This is a genomic window from Palleronia sediminis, assembly GCF_004358695.1.
Lineage (GTDB): Bacteria > Pseudomonadota > Alphaproteobacteria > Rhodobacterales > Rhodobacteraceae > Palleronia > Palleronia sediminis.
In genome coordinates, this window is the sequence record NZ_SNAA01000011.1 from 35906 (window position 1) to 57754 (window position 21849).

23 protein-coding genes are annotated in these 21849 nt (G+C 68.4%); 6 read left to right on the forward strand and 17 right to left on the reverse strand.

The window, feature by feature from the left end:
* Positions 1 to 2: 2 nt before the first annotated feature.
* The 7 genes from E2L08_RS10675 to fghA all read right to left on the reverse strand — a co-directional run bounded on the left by E2L08_RS10675 (position 3) and on the right by fghA (position 6176).
* Positions 3 to 1601 carry an alpha-amylase family glycosyl hydrolase gene (locus E2L08_RS10675; RefSeq protein ID WP_168771118.1) on the reverse strand — a complete coding sequence of 533 codons (1599 nt, stop codon included), beginning with the start codon at positions 1599 to 1601 and terminating at the stop codon, positions 3 to 5.
* On the reverse strand, positions 1591 to 2460 hold the full coding sequence (locus E2L08_RS10680) for an SDR family oxidoreductase (RefSeq protein WP_133397071.1): 870 nt from the start codon (positions 2458 to 2460) through the stop codon (positions 1591 to 1593). The genes E2L08_RS10675 and E2L08_RS10680 overlap by 11 nt, the downstream gene beginning before the upstream one ends.
* 11 nt (positions 2461 to 2471) lie before the next feature.
* The gene (locus tag E2L08_RS10685; protein WP_133397072.1) at positions 2472 to 3266 is read right to left on the reverse strand and encodes an SDR family NAD(P)-dependent oxidoreductase; all 795 of its coding nucleotides are present in this window, start codon (positions 3264 to 3266) and stop codon (positions 2472 to 2474) included.
* 96 nt (positions 3267 to 3362) lie between these two features.
* Positions 3363 to 4268, reverse strand: a complete 906-nt coding sequence (locus E2L08_RS10690) for an ornithine cyclodeaminase family protein (RefSeq protein WP_133397073.1) — start codon at positions 4266 to 4268, stop codon at positions 3363 to 3365.
* Complete coding sequence (locus tag E2L08_RS10695; protein ID WP_133397074.1) at positions 4265 to 4903, reverse strand: HAD family hydrolase; 639 nt, start codon at positions 4901 to 4903, stop codon at positions 4265 to 4267. The genes E2L08_RS10690 and E2L08_RS10695 overlap by 4 nt, the downstream gene beginning before the upstream one ends.
* Positions 4900 to 5355: a YaiI/YqxD family protein gene (locus E2L08_RS10700; protein WP_133397075.1), complete on the reverse strand. Its 456-nt coding sequence runs from the start codon at positions 5353 to 5355 to the stop codon at positions 4900 to 4902. The genes E2L08_RS10695 and E2L08_RS10700 overlap by 4 nt, the downstream gene beginning before the upstream one ends.
* Positions 5346 to 6176, reverse strand: a complete 831-nt coding sequence (gene fghA / locus E2L08_RS10705; RefSeq protein ID WP_133397076.1) for an S-formylglutathione hydrolase — start codon at positions 6174 to 6176, stop codon at positions 5346 to 5348. Before fghA ends, E2L08_RS10700 begins: the two co-directional genes overlap by 10 nt.
* Positions 6177 to 6339: 163 nt before the next feature.
* Between fghA and E2L08_RS10710 the strand changes: the two genes are divergently transcribed.
* Positions 6340 to 6963, forward strand: coding sequence for a TetR/AcrR family transcriptional regulator (locus E2L08_RS10710; RefSeq protein WP_133397077.1), 624 nt, complete (start codon positions 6340 to 6342; stop codon positions 6961 to 6963).
* A 13-nt stretch (positions 6964 to 6976) separates the two neighbouring features.
* On the opposite strand, the gene E2L08_RS10715 is transcribed toward E2L08_RS10710, so the two are convergent.
* Both E2L08_RS10715 and E2L08_RS10720 read right to left on the reverse strand, forming a co-directional pair.
* Complete coding sequence (locus tag E2L08_RS10715; protein ID WP_133397078.1) at positions 6977 to 7696, reverse strand: NYN domain-containing protein; 720 nt, start codon at positions 7694 to 7696, stop codon at positions 6977 to 6979.
* 77 nt (positions 7697 to 7773) lie between these two features.
* Positions 7774 to 8886: an S-(hydroxymethyl)glutathione dehydrogenase/class III alcohol dehydrogenase gene (locus tag E2L08_RS10720; protein ID WP_133397079.1), complete on the reverse strand. Its 1113-nt coding sequence runs from the start codon at positions 8884 to 8886 to the stop codon at positions 7774 to 7776.
* Positions 8887 to 9011: 125 nt separating this feature from the next.
* Between E2L08_RS10720 and E2L08_RS10725 the strand changes: the two genes are divergently transcribed.
* The 4 genes from E2L08_RS10725 to E2L08_RS10740 all read left to right on the forward strand — a co-directional run bounded on the left by E2L08_RS10725 (position 9012) and on the right by E2L08_RS10740 (position 12424).
* Complete coding sequence (locus E2L08_RS10725; RefSeq protein ID WP_133397080.1) at positions 9012 to 9290, forward strand: I78 family peptidase inhibitor; 279 nt, start codon at positions 9012 to 9014, stop codon at positions 9288 to 9290.
* Between the two features lie 67 nt (positions 9291 to 9357).
* Positions 9358 to 9996, forward strand: coding sequence for a hypothetical protein (locus tag E2L08_RS10730; protein ID WP_133397081.1), 639 nt, complete (start codon positions 9358 to 9360; stop codon positions 9994 to 9996).
* A gap of 81 nt (positions 9997 to 10077) precedes the next feature.
* On the forward strand, positions 10078 to 11736 hold the full coding sequence (locus E2L08_RS10735) for a Y-family DNA polymerase (protein ID WP_133397082.1): 1659 nt from the start codon (positions 10078 to 10080) through the stop codon (positions 11734 to 11736).
* Between the two features lie 340 nt (positions 11737 to 12076).
* Positions 12077 to 12424 carry a DUF2794 domain-containing protein gene (locus tag E2L08_RS10740; protein WP_133397083.1) on the forward strand — a complete coding sequence of 116 codons (348 nt, stop codon included), beginning with the start codon at positions 12077 to 12079 and terminating at the stop codon, positions 12422 to 12424.
* Here E2L08_RS10740 and E2L08_RS10745 read toward each other — a convergent pair.
* The 3 genes from E2L08_RS10745 to E2L08_RS10755 are packed head-to-tail and all read right to left on the reverse strand — an operon-like array spanning position 12405 to position 15095.
* On the reverse strand, positions 12405 to 13253 hold the full coding sequence (locus tag E2L08_RS10745) for a C40 family peptidase (protein WP_133397084.1): 849 nt from the start codon (positions 13251 to 13253) through the stop codon (positions 12405 to 12407). The two genes, E2L08_RS10740 and E2L08_RS10745, sit on opposite strands and share 20 nt — an antisense overlap.
* Positions 13250 to 14671 carry a leucyl aminopeptidase family protein gene (locus tag E2L08_RS10750; RefSeq protein ID WP_133397085.1) on the reverse strand — a complete coding sequence of 474 codons (1422 nt, stop codon included), beginning with the start codon at positions 14669 to 14671 and terminating at the stop codon, positions 13250 to 13252. Before E2L08_RS10750 ends, E2L08_RS10745 begins: the two co-directional genes overlap by 4 nt.
* A gap of 55 nt (positions 14672 to 14726) precedes the next feature.
* On the reverse strand, positions 14727 to 15095 hold the full coding sequence (locus tag E2L08_RS10755; RefSeq protein ID WP_133397086.1) for a hypothetical protein: 369 nt from the start codon (positions 15093 to 15095) through the stop codon (positions 14727 to 14729).
* Positions 15096 to 15232: 137 nt separating this feature from the next.
* Here E2L08_RS10755 and E2L08_RS10760 point away from each other — a divergent pair, with 137 nt between their 5' ends.
* Complete coding sequence (locus E2L08_RS10760) at positions 15233 to 15880, forward strand: carbonic anhydrase (protein WP_133397087.1); 648 nt, start codon at positions 15233 to 15235, stop codon at positions 15878 to 15880.
* Positions 15881 to 15924: 44 nt separating this feature from the next.
* Here the strand turns inward: E2L08_RS10760 and E2L08_RS10765 are convergent, their stop codons facing one another.
* The 5 genes from E2L08_RS10765 to E2L08_RS10785 form a co-directional block, all read right to left on the reverse strand.
* Positions 15925 to 16947, reverse strand: coding sequence for an aspartate-semialdehyde dehydrogenase (locus E2L08_RS10765; RefSeq protein WP_133397088.1), 1023 nt, complete (start codon positions 16945 to 16947; stop codon positions 15925 to 15927).
* Positions 16948 to 17159: 212 nt separating this feature from the next.
* Positions 17160 to 17957 carry a metallophosphoesterase gene (locus E2L08_RS10770; protein WP_133397089.1) on the reverse strand — a complete coding sequence of 266 codons (798 nt, stop codon included), beginning with the start codon at positions 17955 to 17957 and terminating at the stop codon, positions 17160 to 17162.
* Positions 17958 to 18181: 224 nt separating this feature from the next.
* Positions 18182 to 18733, reverse strand: coding sequence for a hypothetical protein (locus tag E2L08_RS10775; RefSeq protein ID WP_168771119.1), 552 nt, complete (start codon positions 18731 to 18733; stop codon positions 18182 to 18184).
* A 276-nt stretch (positions 18734 to 19009) separates the two neighbouring features.
* Entirely contained in the window at positions 19010 to 20605 is a 1596-nt protein-coding gene (gene serA, locus E2L08_RS10780) for a phosphoglycerate dehydrogenase (RefSeq protein ID WP_133397091.1), read from the reverse strand.
* A gap of 84 nt (positions 20606 to 20689) precedes the next feature.
* Entirely contained in the window at positions 20690 to 21838 is a 1149-nt protein-coding gene (locus E2L08_RS10785) for a phosphoserine transaminase (protein WP_133397092.1), read from the reverse strand.
* Between the last annotated feature and the right edge of the window lie 11 nt (positions 21839 to 21849).

Here is a 21849-nt window from a genome sequence, read left to right on the forward strand (position 1 = left end):
GATCAGCCGCAGGCCGATCCGTTATCCACCTCGTCCGGGGGCACCCGCCAGATCGCCGCGCCCCATTCCCGCAGCGCGGTGCCGGTCCACCCGCTGCCGAGCTCGGGGGTTTCATGGTGACGGCCTGGAACGGGGAGCAGGTCGCCCGAGAAGTTGAACACGGCCAGCCAGCTTTTCCCGCCCCGCGAGACCCGCAGCGCGAGAACCGAATCGGACGCGTCGACCGAACACCCGTCCGGGTCCGTCGCCCCGGTCTCGCGACGCCACGCCATCGCGGCGCGGTAGTGGTTCAGCACGCTGTCGGGGTCGTCCTCCTGCGCCTCGACCGACAGACCGTCCTCCCACCGCATCGGCAACCATGGCGTGCCGTCGGTAAAGCCATAGCCCGCCTTGTCCTCGGTCCAGGGGATCGGAACGCGCGGCCCCTGCCGCCCCGGCGTGTCTGGCCAATAGAGCAGGTCGAACGGGTCGCTCGTCTCGGCCTTGCTCAGCTCGGGCTGCGGCAGCCCAAGCTCTTCGCCCTGGAACAGGATGGCCGCGCCCGGCAGGACGGCCAGAAGCGTCGCGTAGAACTTGGCGCTTTCGGGCGTTCCGTCGCCGAGGGTCGAGTTGTGCCGGGGCTGGTCGTGCGAGGTGAACCACCAGGGCGCCTTCCAGTTGCCGCCCAGCGCCTCGAGCAGACCCTTGAACACAAGCGGCCCGTTGCCGCGCTCGGCCGGGTCGGTCGTGTAACAGAAGTCGAGCCGCCCCTCCTGAGAAAACGCCAGCGCCTGCTCGATCGACTGGTTGCCCGTATTGCTCTCGCCGATCAGCAGCGCATCGGGGCCGGCCCATTCGCGGATATTCTCGGTATAGGCCGCGCCGTCGCCGGGCAGCAGGTCGTGAACGTGATCCTGATAGGAATAGGGATTGTAGGTCGGGCCCGTCACCTTGCTCAGCACGACGGGGCGGGCGGGCGGATTGTCCCGCATCTCGGGGTCGAACAGGTAGGCCGTCACCACGTCGAAGCGGAAACCGTCCACACCGCGGTCGAGCCAGAATTGCAGCGTGTCGCGATACATCTCCTGCACCTTGGGATGGCGCAGGTTCAGGTTCGGCTGACAGGACAGGAACTGGTGGTGGTAATACTGGTGTCGCCGGTGGTTCCATGTCCAGGCCGGCGGGCCGAACTGGCTCAGCCAGTTGTTCGGGGCCGTGCCGTCCGGCTTGGGGTCGCGCCAGACATAGCATTCGGCCTTTTCGTCGTCGCCGTCGATGGATGCCTGGAACCACGGGTGTTCGATGCTGGTATGGTTGAACACCTGGTCGACCAGCACCTTGAGGCGCAATTCGTGCGCCCGCGCGACCAGCCGGTCGAAATCTTCGATCGTGCCATAGCGGGGATCGACACCGCGGTGATCGGCGATGTCGTATCCCCCGTCCGCCATCGGCGAGACGTAGAACGGGCACAGCCATATCGCATCGACGCCGAGCGACTGGACGTAATCCAGCCGCTCGATGATGCCGTTCAGATCGCCCTCTCCGCTGCCGGTGGTGTCGTTGAACGACCGCGGGTAGATCGCGTAGATCGACGGGGCGCGCCGCCAGTCCCTATGCTCCAACGATCTTGCCGCCATTGGGATGCAGGGTCTGGCCGGTGTAGTAATTGCCATCGGACGAGGCGAGGAACAGGAATGCCGTCGCCACTTCCCATGGCTGGCCGGGGCGGCCCATGGGCGTGCTCGACCCGAAATCCTCGACGCCCTCGGCCGGCATCGTGCCGGGGATGAAGGGCGTCCAGATCGGGCCGGGGGCGACGCCGTTCACGCGGATGCCCCGCGGCGCCAGCGCCGAGGCGATGGAGCGGGTGAAGGCGAGGCTCGCGCCGCGCGTGGTCGAATAGGCCACGAGGCTGTCATTGCCCTTGAAGGCGTTGACCGAGTTCGTGTTGATGATGACCGCGCCCTCCTTGAGGTGCTTGAGCGCGGCCTGCACCGTGAAGAAATAGCTCATCACGTTGGTGTCCATCACCTCGCGCAGCCGTTCCTCGCTCAGTTCCTCGTCGATGGGCCAGTCGAGATACTGAACGGCGGCGTTGTTGATGAGGATATCGAGCTTTCCGAACCGCTCGACCGTCTTTTCGACCGCGGCCGTGCAGTTCTCTTTCGAACGCAGGTCACCCGGCAGCAGCAGCGCCTCGCTGCCTTCGGCCTCGACAAGGCGCTGCGTCTCCTTGGCGTCCTCGTCCTCTTCCTTGTAGGCGATGGCCACCCTGGCGCCTTCGCGGGCGAACAGGACCGAGACGGCGCGGCCGATGCCGCTGTCGCCGCCGGTGATCAACGCGACTTTGTCCTTGAGCTTGCCGGTGCCGGGATGGCGCGGGCGGTAATCGGGCTTGGGATCCATCTCGTGCTCGTTGGCGGGCATCGAGTCCTGCGCCTGCGCGGGGATATCGGGGTTGTTGGTGTCGGCCTTGGTCATGTCGGGTCTCCTCAGGTATTGATCGCGCCCACCGCGCCGCCATCGACGCGATAAGCCGATCCGGTGGTGAACGTGGCGCGGTTCGAGCACAGAAGCGCGATGACCGGCGCCACCTCGTCGGCCCGTCCGCGACGATGCATCTTGAGGAACGGGCGCTCTTCGTCGAGAAAGCTTTCGATGGCCTCGTCGACGCTGGTGCCCATCTGCTCGGCACGCTTTTCCATCATGCCGTCGGTCATGGGCGTCTCGATAAAGGCGGGGCTGACCGAATTGACCAGAACCCCCCTGGCCGAAACGGACTGGCTGAGCCCCTTGACGAAGTTCAGCAGCGCCGCCTTGGCGGTGTTGTAGACGGCTTCCTCGACATAGGGCTGAACCGCGTTCTCGGAGGTCACGCAGACCATGCGGCCCCAGCCCCGCTCGGCCATCGTAGGCACGAACCGCTTGGCCAGACGCACCGCCGACATGAAGTTCGTTTCCCAGACAAAGCGGTACTCGTCATCCTCCATCTCGAGCGGATCGCCCTTGGCACCCGTGACGCCCGCGGTATGCACGAGAATGTCACAGCCGCCGCGGTCGCTCATGTGCTGCGCAAGGCGGTCGATATCGTCGGTCTCGGTCAGATCGGCGGTGAGCCAGTCGACCCCCTCGCCCAGATCGCCCGCGGCCCGGCGAAGCTCGTCCTCGTCGAGATCGGTGAGCGTCAGCTTCACCCCTTCGTCGCGCAGGACACGCGCGGCCGCCGTCGCCAGCCCGCCGCTTCCGCCGGTGATGAGCGCCGTGCGCCCCTTGATGTCGAGATCCATTCCAGCTCCGTTCAGTGGCCTGCATTGCGGCTTGAACGTGAAAAGACGGATCGCGTTCCGGGGCGCGACAAATGGGAACCGGTCTGCGGCGTGCGGTCAGAACAGGTCGAGGATATGGCGCGCCGTCATGAGGTCGAGATGCGCGCCGCCGCCGTTCTTGAACAGCGTGATCTCGTCGGCATCGCGGCGGGCAAATCCACCCTGCCCCAGGTCGTAGTAATCGGCGACGACATCGCCGGCCTTCACCACCCCGCGCTCGAGCGGGATCTTGAGCTCGCCGATATGGGCCAGCACCGTGTCGCGGCTGTCGACAAAGATCCGCGACCGGGTCAGCGCCGCATCGTCGGCCTCGCGCATGTCGGGGCGATAGGCGCCGATCAGGTCGACATGCTGCCCCGCCCGCAGCCACGCGCCCCGCAGGACCGGATCGCGGGCCATGGTGGCACAGGTCACGATATCGGCCTCTGACACAGCGCGTTCCAGATCCTCGGCCGGATCGACGCGGTCGTCGCCCGCCGCAAAGTCATGCGCCTTGGCCGGATCGCGCGCCCAGACGGCGAAACGCGCGTCGGGAAACCCCGCGCCATAGGCCTGCCTGAGCGCACGCGCCACGCTGCCTGCGCCGACGATCAGGATGCGACTGCTATCGGGCCGGGCGAGCCTGCGCGCCGCCAGAAGGGAATCGCCCGCCGTTTTCCACTTTGTCACGAGGTGAAAGTCGATCACCGCGTCGAGCTGCCCGTCGCGGTCGGAATAGAGACAGACACCGCCATTGACGCTGGGCAGGTCGCGCGCGCCGTTGCCGGGAAAGATGGTGGCCGATTTCACCGCAAGCCCCAGCCCGTCGATCCAGGCGGCACGGTTGAGCAGCGTATCCTCGCCCCGGTAGAGGAAGCCGTCGGCGATCTCGGCGCGGGGCAGGTCGTGCCCGGCCGCCAGCGCGTCGGTCAGCGCCAGCCAGTCGAGCCGTGCCTCGCCCTCGTCGAACCCGATCACCCTCATGGCAGGTCGGCGGGCTGCAAGAGCCCCTCGGCGACGAGACGCCCGCCCAGCCCCTCGGGGCTTTCGAAAAGATGGGTGCGCCATCCCCGCGCCGCCGCCGCGTCGATATTCTCGGGGCGGTCGTCGGTGAACAGCAGCTCGGCGCCCGAAAGGCCGGTCTCGCGTTCGAGCGTCTCGTAGATCTCGGCGTCGGGCTTTACCTGCCGCAGCCGCCCCGAGACAAAGGCCCGGTCGAACTCGGTCAGCACCGGATACATGCCCTGCGCGATCCCGAAGGTATCGACCCCGAAATTGGTCAGCGCGAATACCGGAACGCCGCGCGCCCTGAGCGCGCGCAGCAGATGCGCGCTGGCGGGAATGTCGGGCGTCACCATCTCGGCCCAGCGGTCGCACCACATGCGGATCGGCCCCGCCCAGTCGGGATATTCGGCGGCCAATGCCTCGACGCTGGCCGAAAGGTCGGCGCCGCGATCGACCTCGAGGTTCATCGCCTCGATGGGCACCTCGGCAAAAAACCGTTCACGACGCTCGCGGCCGATGGCGGCGTCATAGACGGCTTCGGGGCGCCATTCGATCAGAACGCGGCCGATATCAAAGACGACGGCCGCGGGCGCGGTGGCGGGGGCGGCGCTCATGCCGCCCTCTCGGCACGGCGCAGCGCCGCGTCGAGCGCATCGCGGAACCGCGCGCGATCGGCCTTGCCAAAGGCGCGCCCGCCCCCCTGCCGGAACGGATCGGCAGCGCGCAGGTCGGTCATCAGGTCGCGCGTGGCCAGTGCCTGTCCCACATTGGCGGGGGTGAACCGCTCGCCATCGGGCTTGAGCGTCTCGGCCCCGCCCTCGACCGTGCGCGCGGCCAGCGGCACATCCGAGGTCACGACCACGTCGCCGGGCCCGGCCCGTTCGGCGATCCACATGTCGGCGGCATCCGGTCCCTCGGGGACAAAGACGACCTCGATCAGCGGGTTGGCCGAGGGGCGCAAACCGCCGTTGCAAACCATCGCGACCGGGGTTTTCCAGCGCGTCGCGATGGCCTCGATCTCGGCCTTTACCGGGCAGGCGTCGGCGTCGACATAGATCACGCCCAAAGCGCCTGTGCATGGAACTCGACGTGATCCTCCATGAAGGAGGAGACGAAGAAATAGGAATGGTCATAGCCCGGCTGCATGCGGAACGTGGCCTCCTGCCGGCGCTCGGCGATGGCGCGGGCCAGCGCCTCGGGGCGAAGCTTGTCGAGGAACTGGTCGGCCGTGCCCTGGTCGATCAGAACCGGCCCGTCGAACCCGTCGCGCGCCATCAGCAGGCTGGCGTCATGCGCCTCCCAGGCCGTGCGATCCTCGCCCAGGTATTGCGAAAGCTGCGGCACGCCCCAATCGCTCTGGGTGGTGTTGGACATCGGCGCGAAAGCCGAGATCGACCGGAACCGCCCCTTGAGCCCCATGCCGAGCGTCAAGGCCCCGTGGCCGCCCATCGAATGGCCGGTGATCGCCTGCCGCCCCATGTCGAGCGGCACCTCGGCGGCCAGGAGGTCGGGCAGCTCCTGCGCGAGGTAATCCCACATGCGATACTGTTTCGACCAGGGCGCCTGGGTCGCGTTGACGTAAAAGGATGCGCCCTGCCCCATGGCAAAATCGTCGGCATCCGCCACCTCGGCCCCGCGGGGCGAGGTATCGGGAAAGACCAGCGCGATGCCTTCGGCCGCGGCATGGGCCTGCGCCCCCGCCTTGGTCATCGCGTTCTCGTGGGTGCAGGTCAGCCCCGACAGGAACCACAGCACGGGGACCGGGCCGTCGCGCGCCTCGTCGGGCAGGAACAGCCCGAACGTCATGTCGCAGTCGCAGGTCTGGGAGCCGTGGCGATAGACGCCCTGCACGCCCCCGAAACAGGCCTGTTCCGAAATCGTCTCCATCGCCGCGCCCCTTTTCGATCCATCGGTTCCGCCCATGGCTACCCCGCATGCCGCAGGGCGGCAACCGTCGCGGCGGCCCCGCCCCCGTCCGGCCTTGTGCCGGCCGCACGCGACCCCAATCTAGAGTGAACAGGTTGGTTCAATCGCAGCGGGAGAGACCGACATGGCCGATGGCGGATCGCAGATCAGGCGCGGGCGGAAATACGACCAGGTCCTTGCGGGCGCCTGCGACGTGTTCCTGCGCGACGGGTTCGAAGGCGCAAGCGTCGACGAGATCGCGAAATGCGCGGGCGTGTCCAAGGCCACGCTCTACAGCTATTTTCCCGACAAGAGATTGCTGTTTCTCGAGGTCGGCCAGTGCGAATGCCGCCGCCAGGCGGCCGAGGGGATCGACCCCGCCGGGCTCGAGTCCCCTCCGGCGGTGACGCTGCGGCTGGCCGGCGAACAGATCCTGAGGCTGCTGACCTCGAAACTGGGCCAGCAGGTCTTTCGGCTCTGCGTAGCGGAATCCCATCGCTTTCCCGAGCTGGGGCGGCGGTTCTGGGAATGCGGCCCCGGCCTGATCGAGCGCAGCCTCGGCACCTATCTCGAAGCGGCCTGCCGGCGCGGCGAGCTGGTCATCGACGACATCTCGCTGGCCGCCCATCAATTCGCCGAGCTGTGCAAGGCCGAACTGGTGCCGCGCATGATCTTCGGGCTGCAATCCGAGTTCACCGAGGCCGAGCGGACCCGCGTCATCGACGGCGCGGTCGAGACCTTTCTCGCGCGCTACGCACCCGCGACGTGACGGGCGGCGCCCGTCAGTCCATGCGGCGCAGGTGAAGCTGGTTGCCGATCTTCTTGGTCTCGAAGCGCTTTAGCTCGGCCACGAGGTCGCTGAGCTTGCGTTTGCCATAGGTCCGGGTGTCGAAATCGGGATGCTCGGCGGTGATGTACTGTCCGATCTGACCCAGCGCATACCAGTCGTCATCCTGCTCGATCCGGTCCATGGCCTGCAGGATCAGCGGCACCGCCTCGATGGGCGCGGTCTTGCCCGACGGCGCGCGGGCCGGGTCGCTGGATTTGGGCTGCACCGGCTCGTCGACGATGTTCTCGATCAGGATGAAGCGGTTGCAGACATTGCGCAGCGCCTCGGGGGCCTTGCCCTCGCCGATGCCGATCACGTCGAGCCCGTTCTCGCGCACGCGATTGGCCAGCGCGGTGAAATCGCTGTCGGAGCTGACCAGGACGAAACCGTCGAAGCGGCCGGTATGCAGGATGTCCATCGCGTCGATCACCAGCCCGATATCGCTGGCGTTCTTGCCCACGGTATTGGCGGTTTCCTGATGCGCGACGAGCCCGAGATCGCGCACGACCTTGGACCAGTTCGACAACCGCCCCGAGGACCAGTCTCCGTAGACGCGGCGCAAGGCCGGCTCGCCAAAGCTGGTGATCTCTTTCAGGATCGGCGCGGCGAACTTGGCCGGGATGTTGTCGGCGTCGATCAGGACGGCATAGAGCGGACGGTCGCGCTGGGGCATGGAGGGGCTTTCGCGTTTGCCGAAGGCCGGGGGCTTCGCGCCCCCGGACCCCCGCGGGGTATTTGGCAAGAGGTGATCTAGTAGAGCACCACGCTGCGGATGGATTCGCCCGAATGCATCAGGTCGAACCCGCGATTGATGTCGTCGAGCGGCATGGTGTGGGTGATCATCGGGTCGATCTCGATCTTGCCGTCCATGTACCAGTCCACGATCCTGGGCACGTCGGTGCGGCCGCGCGCGCCGCCGAAGGCCGACCCGCGCCAGACCCGCCCGGTGACGAGCTGGAACGGTCGGGTCGAGATTTCCTCGCCCGCGCCGGCGACGCCGATGATGATGCTCTCGCCCCAGCCCTTGTGGGCGCATTCGAGCGCCTGCCGCATCAGGGTGGTCTTGCCGATGCATTCGAAGGAATAATCGGCCCCGCCCCGAGTGAGGTTGACGAGATAGGGAACCAGATCGCCCTCGACCTCGGCGGGGTTGACGAAATGGGTCATGCCGAAACGCTCGGCAATGGCTTTCTTGTCGGGGTTGATGTCGACGCCCACGATCATGTTCGCCCCCACGAGCCGCAGCCCCTGGATGACGTTCAGCCCGATCCCGCCCAGCCCGAAGACCACGCAGTTCGAGCCGGGCTCGACCTTGGCGGTGTTGATGACCGCGCCGATCCCGGTGGTGACGCCGCAGCCAATATAGCAGATCTTGTCGAAGGGCGCGTCGGGATTGACCTTGGCCAGCGCGATCTCGGGCAGGACCGTGTAGTTCGAGAAGGTCGAGCAGCCCATGTAATGCAGGATCGGCGTGCCGTCTTCCATGCTGAAGCGCGAGGTGCCGTCGGGCATCACGCCCTTGCCCTGCGTTTCGCGGATGGCCTGGCAGAGATTGGTCTTGGGGTTCAGGCAATATTCGCATTCGCGGCATTCGGGCGTGTAGAGCGGGATGACGTGATCGCCCGCCCTGACGCTGGTCACGCCCGCGCCCACCTCGACCACGACGCCCGCGCCCTCGTGGCCGAGGATCGCCGGAAACGCGCCCTCGGGATCGGCGCCCGAGCGGGTGAACTCGTCGGTATGACAGATGCCTGTGGCCTTGAGCTCGACCAGCACTTCGCCCGCCTTGGGCCCCTCGAGATTCACGTCCATGACTTCGAGTGGCTTGCCCGCCTCGAGCGCGACTGCAGCGCGTGTCTTCATGCCTCGTTCCTTTCGATCCGCAGGTGGTCCCTTCGTCGGCGACCCTGACCGCAAAGCCCGAGGCTTTGCAACCATCCCCCGCGCCGGGGCGTTCTCGGCCAAGCGACCCGACAAGGAGACCCGCCATGCGTTTCATGCCCATCCTGCCCGCCACCATGGCGCTTGCCGCCTGCCAGACCGCCGGTCCGGCGGTCGACGGCCCCGTGGTCGGGACCGGCGACACCTGCGGGGCCGCGGCCTATTCGGACGATATCGGGCGCCCGGTCGCCACGCTGGAGGTTCCGCAGGACCGCATGGTGCGCCGCATCGGGCCGAACGACGCGGTCACGATGGATTATCTCGAGGGGCGGCTGAACCTCGTCTCGGATGACGAGGGGCGGCTGGTGCGGGCGTGGTGCGGCTGATTTTCCTGTTCGCCCGGCCCGCGTGGCGCTAGACCGGCCACGCCGCGACCCTTGGGGAGCCTGCCCGATGCCCGCCCGTTCGATCCTCGCCCTGCTTGCGCTGCTCTGGCCCGCCGCGGCCCTGGCCGAGAGCTTTTCCGTGCAGCTCGGCGGCCGCGTCATCGGCCGGCTCGAGCTCGAGCCCGCGTCGCTGATCAGCATTCTGGACAACACGCCGCTGGGGGCGGCCGACGGCACGTTCCGCGCGGCGTTCGCCGATGGCGCCGAGGGGCGACGCTATGAGGCGGTGAACAGCGACGGGCGGCGGATCACGGTGCTGTTCGACGGCACCGACGTGGCCGCGACCGAGGTCGTGCCCGCATCCGAGCGCACGCCGCTATCGGACCCCGCGGCGGTGCCCGAGGGGGTGCTCGACCCGATCACCGGGCTACGGCGCCTGGTCGAGGCGCGCGATTGCCCGCCGACGTTCCGCATGTATGACGGCCGCCGCGCCATCGAGGTGTCGCCGGTCGAGCGCCGGATCGAGGGCGCGTCTCTGGTCTGCCGGCTGGATTACCGCGTGATCGCGGGGCCGGGCCATGTATCGCCCTTTCGCCTGACCAACCTGCGGCTCGAGGCGCGCTATGGCCTGTCCGGCGGGGCGGTTTCGGGGCTGAGCGGGATGTCGGTCAGCGCCGGCCCCTTTTCGGTCGTGCTGGCACGCTGATCCCCGGCGGGACGGACTCGACTCCGAAACCCGACTCGGCTTAGGAACGGATCAGGAACATCCTGCTGCCACGGGACCCCCATGCCGAACCGACGCATCCTGTCGCTGTGGTTTCCACGGCTCGGGGCCGAAAGGCTTCTGCGCCGCTTGGGCGACCCCGAGGGCGCGCCCTTTGCCGTGGTGGGCGACAGGGGCGGGGCCCAGGTGCTGACCAGCCTCTCGGCCAGCGCCGAGGCCGCGGGCCTTGCCACCGGCCAGGGCCTGCGCGACGCGCTGGCGATGTGCCCGACCCTCGCGACCAGATGGCAGAACCCCCAGGCCGAGGCCGCGTTCCTGTCGGCGCTGCGACGCTGGGCGGGGCAGTTCTCGCCCTGGGTCTCCGAAGAGCCGCCCGCCGCGCTGATCGTCGACCTGACCGGCAGCGCCCACCTTTTCGGGGGCGAGGCCGCGCTGCTCGACCGCGTAACCGAGGAATGCGCGGGGCTCGGCCTGACGGTGCGCATGGGCATCGCGGACACCGTCGGCGCGGCCTGGGGGCTGGCGCGGTTCGCGGGGGCGGACGCGGCGCCCGCGCGCTCGGGCGATGCCATCGACCAGGAAGCCCCCGCGACCCGGTCGCGTGCCGTGCGCCGGCGCAACTGGGAACGCGGCGGACCCGCGCCGGCCGGGCCGCAGGGCGGGCCGGGCCGGGCCGCCCGAGTCGCGCCGCCCGGCCGGACCGGCGACGCCATCGCGGGGCTGCCGCTGGCCGCGCTGCGCCTGCCCGCCGGTCTCGTGGCCGAGCTGTCGCGACTGGGCCTGCGCCGGATCGGGGATTTGGCCGCCCAGCCCCGCGCGGCGCTGTCGCGGCGGTTCGGGTTGATCCTTGTGCAGCGGCTGGACCAGGCGACGGGCGCCGCCCCCGAGCCGGTCTCGCCCGCCCTGCCCGAGACGCGTTTCGCGGTGCGCCTGACCCTGCCCGACCCGATCGGGCTGAGCGACGATGTCGAGGCCGCGATCGAGCGGATGCTGCCATCGCTTTGCGACAAGCTTGCCGCCAAGGGGCGGGGCGCGCGGCGGGTGCGGCTGGAATGCCACCGCGCCGATCACACGATGGGCTGGGCCGAGGTGGGGCTGGCCCGCCCCGCGCAGGATCCCGACCGCATCCGCCCGCTGTTGCGCATGAAGGTCGCCGAGATCGAGGCCGGGTTCGGCATCGACATGATCCGCCTGATCGCCACCGTGACCGAGCCGGTATCGCCCCGCCAGCATCGCGGCCATGCCGAAGCGGCCGACGATGCGCGCGCGCGGCTGACGCAGGCCGAGCCGCTCGACGATCTGATCGGGCGTCTGGGCGCGCGGATCGGGCTCGAGGCGATCACGCGCCATCATCCCGCCGACAGCCATATCCCCGAAAAGGGTGCGCAGGTTCTGGCCGCAGCCTGGTCGGCGCCCGCGACGGACTGGCCGGCGCAGACCGCGCCCCGCCCCCCGGTGCTCTGGCCGTCCGAGCCGGTGCAGGCCCCGGCCGTACCCACCCCGCCCGCGCATTTCCGCTGGCGGCGCCGGACGCTGGCGGCGGTCGGGCTGCGCGGCCCCGAGCGGATCGCGCCGGAATGGTGGCTCGACGATCCGAACTGGCGCAGCGGTGTGCGCGATTACTGGTGCGTGACCTGCGACAGTGGCGAAAGGCTGTGGATCTATTTCGCCCATGGCGCAGGCCTGTCGGCGGGCTGGTTCTGCCAGGGGGCCTTTGCCTGAGCCTGCGGGACCGAAGGACCGCCGCGACCGGATGCCGGCGGGCCGGGACGCGCGACGCTGGACAGGGGGTCGTGCGCTGGACGAACGAGCGGCCGCCCACGCGAACCGGGACCCCGAAGGGCCCCGGCAACGCCGTGAACTCGTTCACACGATACCTCGGCTGCCCGGCGATGGCGGCGAGTGGGGGCTCTGAATACCGCACCGCCGGGCGTTGCCTCGATGCTGCGAACATGCCCCCGTGTCATGGCGATTTCACGGCAGCGGCATGGCGATCTGCGGGCACATGCTCGAAAACCCGCCGCCACTTGCCAAAGCGCGAAAGCTCACCCACCTTGGGCGCATGACCATCGTGACGCCCGCGGCCTTTCCCGGCCGCCCCGACCCGAACGAGCGCATCGCGTTCGACCGCCGCGAGCTTGGCACGATCCTCGGGCTCTACGGGCGGATGGTCGCCGCCGGGGAGTGGCGCGACTACGGCATGTCCTTTCTTCGCGACGTCGCCGTCTTTTCCGTCTTTCGGCGGACGGCCGAATACCCGATCTATCGCATCGAGAAACGGCCCCGCCTGCGCATGCGGCAGGGACAATACGCGGTGATCGGCATGGATGGGCAGATCCTCAAGCGTGGGCACGACCTGCCGACCGTGCTGCGCGTGCTCGACCGCAAGCTCATCCGCGCGGTGGACTGACCCGCCGCCGCGTCGTCACCTCGCCGCCGCCCTGGTCCGCGATCCGGGCGATGGTGGAAGGCACAGGCTCGACCGTCACGGCCATGTGGTGTGCGTTGGCGTGGATCAGGTCCGTGGCGTCCAGCGCCATCGCGACATGGCCCGCCCAAAAGAACAGGTCCCCCCGCAAAACCGGCGCATCCAGTACCACCCGGCTTCCGACCGCGGTCTCTTGCAGGTCGCTGTCGCCGGGACAGGCGATGCCGCAGGCCACAAGCGCGGCCTGAACCAGCCCCGAGCAATCGATCCCGTCGCTCGAATTGCCGCCCCAGAGATACGGGACACCCAGAAACAGGCGCGCCACCCCGGCCGGATCGCAAAGGGGGCGGTCGACGGGGCGCAGATGGGCGCGGGGCACGAACAGCCCGTCCTCCGCTTCGGCAAAGCGCGCATCGGGGGTCGCGACCACGCGCAACCGCGCGCCAAAGCTCAGCCGCGCGACGGCGGGCCGCTTGAAATCCGGCGCGGGGTAAAGATGCGTCGCCGGAGCGGCGACGGCATGGGTCGGCCGGACCGGATCGCCCAGCGCCGCCTCGTCCACATAGCCGACATAGCCGTCCTTTTCCGCCTCGACAAAGGCCATCCCGGCGCGTCTTTCATACACGACGACCCCCTCGCCGCGCAAAAGCTGGCGGTCGCGGGTGGCGCGATCCGGCGACGACCACAGATCGGCCACCGGGCGCATGATCGAGGCGCCGGAGCCGTCGCGGAACGTCTCGGCCTCGACCAGCCCGCGCAGGCGGCTGGCCGCGACGCGCCCGTTGGCCGGGGTCAGGCGGCGGTCGGTCATGACGGGGTGCCGGCGAGATGCGGCAAGGCGGCGAAAAGCGCGCGCGCGCCCTGCCCCGCCCCGCCCTTGGGACGGGCCGGCGCATCCGACGGCTGCCAGCCGTAGATGTCGAAATGCACATAGGCCCCGGCCCCGGCGGCAAAGCGGCGCAGGAACAGCGCCGCGGTGATCGAGCCCGCGAAACCGCCCTTGGGCGCGTTGTCGAGATCGGCGATCCCCGGTTCGATCAAGGGCTTGTAGGGCGCGTGAAAGGGCATCCGCCAGACCGGATCGCGCACCGCGCGCCCGGCCGCGGCGATGGCCTCGGCCCTGGCGTCGTCGTCGCAGTAGAAGGGCGCGAGATCGGGCCCCACCGCGACGCGCGCGGCCCCCGTCAGCGTCGCCATGGACACCATCAGATCGGGCGTGCCCTCGGCCCCCAGCGCCAGCGCATCGGCCAGCACCAGCCGTCCCTCGGCGTCAGTGTTGTTGATCTCGATCGTCTTGCCGTTGCGCGCCCTGAGGATGTCGCCCGGTCGGAACGCCGCGCCCGAGACCGCGTTTTCGACCGCCGGGATCAGGACGCGCAGCCGCAGTTTCGCGCCGGTGGCCATCAGCATCCGGGCCAGCCCAAGCACCGCCGCCGCACCGCCCATGTCCTTTTTCATCAAGCCCATCGACGACCCCGGCTTGAGGTTCAGCCCGCCGGTGTCGAAACACACCCCCTTGCCGACCAGCGTGACCGAAGGCCCTGCCTCGCCCCATTGCAGGTCGATCAGGCGCGGCGCGCGCGCCGCCGTGGCGGCGCGGCCGACCGCGTGGATCAGCGGCAGGTTGGCGGCCTGCAGATCGTCGGCATGCGTCACCTCGACCCGCGCGCCAAAGGCGTCGGCCAGATCGCGCGCGGCATGTTCGAGCTCGGCCGGGCCCATGTCGTTGGCGGGCGTGTCGATCAGTCTGCGCGTCAGCGCCTCGCCCGCGGCCACCGCCTCGAGCGTGGCGGCATCGACCCCCTCGGGCGCGACCAACCGGGCCATCGCGGCCGGTTTCGCGCCAGCGGCATAGCGGTCGAACCGATAGCCCGCAAGGAGAAAGCCCAGCGCGGCCTCGTCCAGATCCTCGCCCGCAAGGGCACCCTCAAGCCGCCAGACCCCAACGGGCAGACCCGCGCGCGCACCGGCAAGCATGAACCGCTTGCGCGCCCGGTCCTCGGCACCGCCGAGGCCGAACACGGCCGCCTCGACGCCGCCATCCGCATCCGGCAGCACCAGCAGGCGCCCCGCCTGGCCCGTGAACCCGTTGGCCGCGGCCCAGGCGGCATGGCGCGCGGGTGCGGTCCCGGCCCAGTCCTCGAACGCCGCGGCGGTCAGCACGGTCAGCGGGCGGACCGGTCCGGCCGCCTCGTCGGCGGTGGCAAAGGTCAGGGGGCTCTGGTCCATGGGCGCAATCCTTTCGGTTCCGGGCGGGACCGGATTACGCCAACCGTTCGCACCTTCAACCGGAATTGGGCGGACGGCCCGCCAGCATGGTGTCGAGCTCGGTCAGGATCTCGTCGCCCAACCGGATCAGCCGCGCGACATTCGCCGCCAGCGCGGCCCGGTCGCGGCCATGGGCCAGCACGCCGATGGTGCGCGCGACCCGCGCCACGCGATATAGCCCCAGCGCCTGTGCCCGATCGCCCACCGCCGCTGCCGCGGGGGCCAGCAGATGGGCGGGTGCGTCGCGGGCGCGGACCAGCTCCCCGATCCTCAGGATCAGCTCGTCAACGGCGCCCGCCCTGACGGCGTCGCCCCTGTCGCGCAGCACCATTGCGACGATTTCCGCGCCCGCCGCCTCTTGCGGCCTGAAGTCTATGACCGGCATTCCACACCTCCTTTCGTACCCCGGCGCCAGACTGACGCATCACACTGAACGAAAGGTGGAAATCCACGCGATGCGGGACTCGAAAATGCGCGCAATTCGACCTACAGGTGCAACCGTCCGCTAACCAGGAGCCAGCGATGACACCGGCCAAGCCCCTCCCGCAGTACCTGGTTCAGCGCTATCACGGCTGGAAGGCGACGACCTTCAACGAGAACCACGCCTGGTATCGGCGCCTCGCCCAGGAGGGGCAGCGGCCGCGTGCGATGGTGATCTCGTGCTGCGACAGCCGGGTTCACGTCACGTCGATCTTCGGGGCGGAACAGGGTGAATTCTTCATTCACCGCAACATCGCGAATCTCGTGCCGCCCTATCAGCCCGACGGCGAACAGCACGGCACCTCGGCGGCGGTCGAATATGCGGTCACGTCGCTCAAGGTGGCCCATATCATCGTCATGGGCCATTCGATGTGCGGCGGGGTGTCGGGGTGCTACGACATGTGCACGGGGCAGGCGCCCGCGCTCGAGAAAACGACAAGCTTCGTGGGGCGGTGGATGGACCTGCTCAGGCCCGGTTTCGCCCGCCTGCCCGAAGGCGACGAAGAGATGCGCCGCGCCGAGCTCGAGTTCGAGTCGGTGCGCATCTCACTCGACAACCTGATGACCTTTCCCTTCGTGGCCAACGCCGTCGAGTCCGAGGATCTCAGCCTGCACGGGCTGCATACCGATATCGCCGAGGGCGGGCTTACCATGCTCGACCCGCGCAGCGGCCGGTTCGTTCCGGTCTGACGGGGCGGGCCCCGCCGCGGGGTCGCGGCGAAGCCCGTACCCCCTCAGCCCTTTTTCAGAACCTCACGCCCCAGAAGCTCGGCGATCTGCACCGCGTTCAGCGCCGCCCCCTTGCGGAGGTTGTCGGACACGCACCACAGGTTCAGCCCGTTCTCGATGGTCGAATCCTGCCGGATGCGGCTGACGAAAGTGGCGAAATCGCCCACGCATTCGATCGGGGTGACGTAGCCGCCATCCTCGCGCTTGTCGACGACCATGACGCCGGGGGCCTCGCGCAGGATGTCGCGGGCCTCGTCCTCGTCGAGGAAATCCTCGAACTCGATGTTGATCGCCTCGGAATGGCCGACGAAGACCGGTACGCGCACGCAGGTCGCCGTGACCTTGATCGCCGGGTCGACGATCTTTTTCGTCTCGGCGACCATCTTCCATTCTTCCTTGGTCTCGCCCGAATCCATGAACACGTCGATATGCGGGATCACGTTGAAGGCGATCTGCTTGGTGAACTTTTTCGCCGGCTTGTCGTCGGTGGGGTTGTAGATCGACTTGGTCTGATCCCAGAGCTCGTCGATCCCCTCTTTCCCGGCGCCCGATACGGATTGATAGGTGCTGACCACGACCCGCTTGATGCGCGCGCGGTCGTGCAGCGGCTTGAGCGCCACGACCATCTGCGCGGTCGAACAGTTCGGGTTCGCGATGATGTTCTTCTTGGCATAGTCGTGGATGGCCTGCGGATTGACCTCGGGCACGATCAACGGCACCTCGGAATCGTAGCGATAGAGCGACGAGTTGTCGATCACCACGCATCCCGCGCGCGCCGCCTTGGGCGCGTAATCCTTGGTCGCGGCCGACCCGACGGCGAACAGCGCCATGTCCCAGCCGGTGAAATCGAAGGTGTCCAGGTCCTTGGTCTTGAGAGTGCGATCGCCAAAGCTGACCTCGGTGCCCAGCGATTTGCGCGAGGCAAGCACCGCGATCTCGTCCACGGGAAACTGGCGCTCGGCCAGGATGTTCAGCATCTCGCGGCCCACGTTGCCCGTGGCGCCGACGACCGCAATCCGGTAGCCCATAGTCCTGCTGTCCTTCAATTCGATATCAGGCCCCCTTATCCCATGGAAGGATAGGGTGAAAGGCCCTCGGAATGTGCTATGTCAGCCAAAGCGACAAGCGCAACGAAAGGAATCCGGCATGTACTTCATCGTTCTTCTCATCCTGATCGCCCTGTTGGCTTTCAGCGTGTTCAACTTCATGCAATCGCGATGATGGCGCGCCGGGGCCGGCGTCAGCCGGTCTCGGGCCGAAGCGGCGCGCGCCCCTGCTCGGTCAGGGTGAACACCTCGCCGTTCTCGAACACCGCGGGCACCAGCGGACGGCCATAGCCGGCGCCGCCGTCCATGTTGACGCGGTTGCCGTGATGCGCCGGATGCTCGAGCGCGGTATGCCCGTGCACGACGAGCCGCCCGTGGTCGCGGGTATCGTCCAGCCAGCCTTGCCGGATCCAGATCAGATCGTCCTCGACCTGCTGTTCCAGCGGTATGCCGGGGCGCAGGCCCGCATGGACGAAGAGCAGGTCGTCATGCTCGACCCAAAGCTCCAGGTCGGACAGGAAACGGATATGCGCATCCGGAATCGCCTCGGCGGCGGCGCCGATCAGCTCCTGCCCCGACATGACGCGGTCGGGATCGACCTCATAGGAGGCGAGCGTCTCCCAGCCGCCATTCGCCGACAGCAGGAACATGGGCTCTCCGCCCAGACCGTAGGAGCCGAGCGTCGCCGGCCCGCCCAGCGCGGCGTTGAGCCATGATTTCCGCGATTCGATATTGGCGTCATGCTGTTCGCCGGTGGTGACGAAATTCAGGAACATCCGGTCGTGATTACCCTGCACGAACCGCCAGGGCCGCCCCGCCTCGCGCCCCTCGATCAAGCGGTCGAGCACGCCGCGGCTGTCGGGGCCGCGGTCGGTATAGTCGCCAAGGAAAACGACGGGCGCATCCGCGCCGCCATCCGCCTCGACCAGACGCAACGCCCGGTCGAGCTGGCCCGAGAACCCGTGGATATCGCCGATCGCATAAACCGCCATTCAACCGTCCTTCATCCTTACATAGCCACGTCGCCCCAGTCGAGCGCCGGGCGCCCGGAGGCGATACAGTCCACCGCAGTGGCAAGATAGGTCATGAGCGCTCGAGATCGCGCCCGATGCTGCGCCACGGCGAACCGATGCAGCGCAAGCCGGTCGAAATGCAGCGACACCTGTGCGGCCAGATCCGGGGAGCCGCCATAAGCTTTGAGTAGGATGCGCGCATCCTAGGCAAGCCGGGCATCGCGTGCCCCGACGCTCAGTTCGCTGCGCGCGAGATTTATCGCCAGATCCAGAAGGAACCGTGCGTGATCGCGGGCCGCCGGACCGCGCATCCGGCGCGGACGGTCGATCGCTACAGGGCCTTGCGGGTTCAGTATGAGGTTCTTGGCCGCAAAATCCCCAAAGACGCGCACCTCGTCGCAAGGCGCTCCGGTCAACGCCGACGCGCGCCGGTCCAACGCCGCAAGTGCGGCGGCGCAGTTCGGCCCAAGCGTTCCGGCCGCGCGCAGATCAGCAAGCGGGTCGGTCAGCAGTTCGGGCGCGAAGGCCCGCAGCCCCACCGCACCGCGCCGGTGCCAATCGGCCAGCCACTCGCCGGCAGCGACGATCTGGACTTCGCGTGCCGTGGCATTCTTCGACAGCGCCTCGATCATCGACTCATCGCCGGCCCAAGCCGTGGCAACGATCCCGTCGGCATCGTCGCAAAACAATGGGCGCGCGACACGTGCACCCAAAAGCCATGCCTCGCTCATCCCCTCGAATTGCGGGCGCGCCATGTCCCGGCGATCATAGACCTTGATCGCGATACGCCGCCGCGAGACCGGGGCGCGTGCCTCGATCACATCACGCCGTCCACGAGGCGGCGAGGCGGTCCAGATCGTTCGAAGCCGCCAGCCCGGCCATCGCCCTTCACGCATGTGGGATGCAAGTGCGCGGGCCGCGCGGGTTTCGGGGCTGTCGTGAAAGGAGTCGATTCGCGGCGCTATCGTCATCCGCGACGATCTAGGGCCGGTCGGGCGCCCCGGCAATCGCCGCGGCGCCCGGTGGCCGTGTCAGGTCACGTTGAAGCGCAGCGGGCGCACCGCGTTGAACACGCCGCTGTCGCGCAGCTTGTCCAGCACCTCGGCCGCGGGGTCCGCGTCGAGATAGAGCAGCGCGATGGCGTCCTTGCCGCGCTCGGACCGGCCCAGCGTGAAATTGGCGATGTTCACGTCGTTCTCGCCCAGGATCCGCCCCAGGGTTCCGATGATGCCGGCGCGATCCTCGTTCGTGGTATAGAGCATGTGCGCCCCGACCTCGGCGTCGATGTTGATGCCCTTGATCTGGATGAAGCGCGGCTTGCCGTCCGAGAACACGGTGCCCGCGATGGAGCGGGTCCGCTTGGCCGTCTTCATCGTGACCTTGACGTAGGATTCGAACACGCCAGTCTGATCCTGCGTCGTCTGGGACACCTCGATGCCGCGGTTCTTTGCCATGATGGGCGCCGAGACCATGTTCACCTCGGGGCTGCCGGCCTGCATCAGGCCCGCCACCACCGAATTGCGCAGGGCCGAGACGTTCATGCCCGCCACCGCGCCGTCGAAGAGGATGTTGACCTCCTGCACCGGCTCTTCGGTCATCTGGCCGATGAAGCTGCCCAGGTATTCGCAAAGCCGCAGCCAAGGCCCCATGACCGCGGCCTCTTCGGCGGTGACGGAGGGCATGTTGAGCGCATTGCTGACCGCGCCCGTCAACAGGTAGTCCGACATCTGCTCGGCCACCTGCAGGGCGACGTTCTCTTGCGCCTCGGTCGTGGCCGCGCCCAGATGCGGCGTCACGACGACATTGGGCAGGTTGAACAGGGGGCTGTCGGTCGCGGGTTCCTCGGCAAAGACGTCGAAGGCGGCGCCCGCCACGCGGCCCTCGGTCAGGGCCTCGGCAAGCGCGGCCTCGTCCACCAGCCCGCCGCGGGCACAGTTCACGATCCGCACGCCGGGCTTGAGCCTGGCGATATTGGCGGCCGACAGGATGTTGCGCGTCCTGTCGGTCAGCGGCACATGCAGCGAGATGAAATCGGCGCTGGTCAACAGCTCGTCCAGATCGGCCTTGCGGCAGCCCAGTTCGGTCGCGCGCTCTTCGGAGAGGAAGGGATCGTAGGCGATGACCTTCATCCGCAGGCCCAGCGCCCGCGCGATGACGATCGAGCCGATATTGCCCGCGCCGATCACGCCCAGCGTCTTGCCGCTCAGCTCGACCCCCATGAAACGCGACTTTTCCCATTTGCCCGCATGGGTCGATGCGCTCGCCTCGGGGATCTGGCGCGCCACGGCGAACATCATGGCGATGGCATGTTCGGCGGTGGTGATCGAGTTGCCGAAGGGCGTGTTCATCACGATCACGCCCTTGGACGAGGCGGCGGGCAGATCGACATTGTCCACGCCGATCCCGGCGCGGCCGATGACCTTGAGCCGGGTCGCGCGGTCCAGCAGCTTGGCCGTGACCTTGGTGGCGGACCGGATGGCGAGGCCGTCATAACGGTCAATGATTTCGGCCAGACGTTCCTTGTCCTTGCCGAGACCGGGCTCGAAATCGACCTCGATCCCGCGGTCGCGAAAGATCTGGACGGCGGTTTCGGACAGCTTGTCCGAGACGAGAACCTTGGGGGCCATGGGGGGCGCTCCTTCAGTGAAAGGGGGTATGTGGCCCCCGGCGCGGGGCCGGGGGCGGAAAGCTCGGGGACAGGGGCGCGCCGGTCAGCCGGCGGCGGCACGCTCGGTCGCGTAGGCCCATTCGATCCAGGGCAAGAGCGCCTCGATATCCGTGGCCTCGACGGTGGCGCCGCACCAGATGCGCAGGCCCGGCGGTGCGTCGCGATAGCCGCCGATATCGTGCGCCACGCCTTCGGCATCCAGCCGTTGCGCCACGGCCTTGGCAAAACCCCCGTCCCCCGCGACGGCGGGGTCGGTGAACTGGAGGCAGACGCTGGTATTCGACCGCGTCGCCGGATCGGAGGCGAGATTGGCGATCCAGTCGCGCGCGTCGACGAAATCCTGCACCAGCGCGGCATTACGGTCGGCGCGCGCCATCAGCCCGGCAAGCCCGCCCACCGAGCGGCCCCAGTCGAGCGCCTGCAACCAGTCCTCGACACAGAGCATCGAGGGCGTGTTGATCGTCTCGCCGCGAAAGATCCCCTCGATCAGCTTGCCGCCCTTGGTAAGGCGGAAGATCTTGGGAAGCGGCCAGGGCGGGCTGTAGCTTTCCAGCCGCTCGACGGCGCGCGGACCCAGCACGATCATGCCATGCGCCGCCTCGCCGCCCATGACCTTCTGCCACGAGAACGTCGCCACATCGAGCTTGTCCCACGGCAGATCCTGCGCGAATGCGGCCGAGGTCGCATCGCAGATCGTCAGGCCCTTGCGGTCGGCGGGGATGACATCGCCCGAGGGCACGCGCACGCCGCTGGTCGTGCCGTTCCAGGTGAAACACACGTCCTTGTCCCAATCGACGGCGGCCAGATCGACGATCTCGCCGTATTCCGCCTCGCGCACGGTGTTGTCGCTCAGCTTGAGCTGCTTGACGGCGTCCGTCACCCAGCCCTTGCCGAAACTCTCCCAGGCCAGCGTTTCCGAAGGGCGCGCGCCCAGAAGAGACCACATCGCCATCTCGTAGGCGCCGGTATCCGAGGCGGGCACGATCCCGAGGCGATAGCCCTCGGGCAGGTTCAGCAGCTCGGCCGTCTCGTCGATGGCCCGCCGCAGCCGCTCCTTGCCGGGCGCGGCGCGGTGCGACCGGCCGAGCGGAGCGTCCGAGAGGAGGTCGAGCGAATAGCCGGGGGGTTTGGCGCAGGGGCCGGATGAAAAACGCGGATTGCCCGGCCGCGTCGCCGGTCTGGTCGTGCTCATGCTGGTATCCT

What these genes read in the sequence shown, in the direction of transcription:
- E2L08_RS10680 (WP_133397071.1), bottom strand. Translation starts at nt 2,460, where the DNA reads ATGACCAAGGCCGACACCAACAACCCCGATATCCCCGCGCAGGCGCAG.
- E2L08_RS10685 (WP_133397072.1), bottom strand. Translation starts at nt 3,266, where the DNA reads ATGGATCTCGACATCAAGGGGCGCACGGCGCTCATCACCGGCGGAAGC.
- E2L08_RS10690 (WP_133397073.1), bottom strand. Translation starts at nt 4,268, where the DNA reads ATGAGGGTGATCGGGTTCGACGAGGGCGAGGCACGGCTCGACTGGCTG.
- E2L08_RS10695 (WP_133397074.1), bottom strand. Translation starts at nt 4,903, where the DNA reads ATGAGCGCCGCCCCCGCCACCGCGCCCGCGGCCGTCGTCTTTGATATC.
- fghA (WP_133397076.1), bottom strand. Translation starts at nt 6,176, where the DNA reads ATGGAGACGATTTCGGAACAGGCCTGTTTCGGGGGCGTGCAGGGCGTC.
- E2L08_RS10710 (WP_133397077.1), top strand. Translation starts at nt 6,340, where the DNA reads ATGGCCGATGGCGGATCGCAGATCAGGCGCGGGCGGAAATACGACCAG.
- E2L08_RS10715 (WP_133397078.1), bottom strand. Translation starts at nt 7,696, where the DNA reads ATGCCCCAGCGCGACCGTCCGCTCTATGCCGTCCTGATCGACGCCGAC.
- E2L08_RS10720 (WP_133397079.1), bottom strand. Translation starts at nt 8,886, where the DNA reads ATGAAGACACGCGCTGCAGTCGCGCTCGAGGCGGGCAAGCCACTCGAA.
- E2L08_RS10725 (WP_133397080.1), top strand. Translation starts at nt 9,012, where the DNA reads ATGCGTTTCATGCCCATCCTGCCCGCCACCATGGCGCTTGCCGCCTGC.
- E2L08_RS10730 (WP_133397081.1), top strand. Translation starts at nt 9,358, where the DNA reads ATGCCCGCCCGTTCGATCCTCGCCCTGCTTGCGCTGCTCTGGCCCGCC.
- E2L08_RS10735 (WP_133397082.1), top strand. Translation starts at nt 10,078, where the DNA reads ATGCCGAACCGACGCATCCTGTCGCTGTGGTTTCCACGGCTCGGGGCC.
- E2L08_RS10740 (WP_133397083.1), top strand. Translation starts at nt 12,077, where the DNA reads ATGACCATCGTGACGCCCGCGGCCTTTCCCGGCCGCCCCGACCCGAAC.
- E2L08_RS10745 (WP_133397084.1), bottom strand. Translation starts at nt 13,253, where the DNA reads ATGACCGACCGCCGCCTGACCCCGGCCAACGGGCGCGTCGCGGCCAGC.
- E2L08_RS10750 (WP_133397085.1), bottom strand. Translation starts at nt 14,671, where the DNA reads ATGGACCAGAGCCCCCTGACCTTTGCCACCGCCGACGAGGCGGCCGGA.
- E2L08_RS10755 (WP_133397086.1), bottom strand. Translation starts at nt 15,095, where the DNA reads ATGCCGGTCATAGACTTCAGGCCGCAAGAGGCGGCGGGCGCGGAAATC.
- E2L08_RS10760 (WP_133397087.1), top strand. Translation starts at nt 15,233, where the DNA reads ATGACACCGGCCAAGCCCCTCCCGCAGTACCTGGTTCAGCGCTATCAC.
- E2L08_RS10765 (WP_133397088.1), bottom strand. Translation starts at nt 16,947, where the DNA reads ATGGGCTACCGGATTGCGGTCGTCGGCGCCACGGGCAACGTGGGCCGC.
- E2L08_RS10770 (WP_133397089.1), bottom strand. Translation starts at nt 17,957, where the DNA reads ATGGCGGTTTATGCGATCGGCGATATCCACGGGTTCTCGGGCCAGCTC.
- E2L08_RS10775 (WP_168771119.1), bottom strand. Translation starts at nt 18,733, where the DNA reads ATGGCGCGCCCGCAATTCGAGGGGATGAGCGAGGCATGGCTTTTGGGT.
- serA (WP_133397091.1), bottom strand. Translation starts at nt 20,605, where the DNA reads ATGGCCCCCAAGGTTCTCGTCTCGGACAAGCTGTCCGAAACCGCCGTC.
- E2L08_RS10785 (WP_133397092.1), bottom strand. Translation starts at nt 21,838, where the DNA reads ATGAGCACGACCAGACCGGCGACGCGGCCGGGCAATCCGCGTTTTTCA.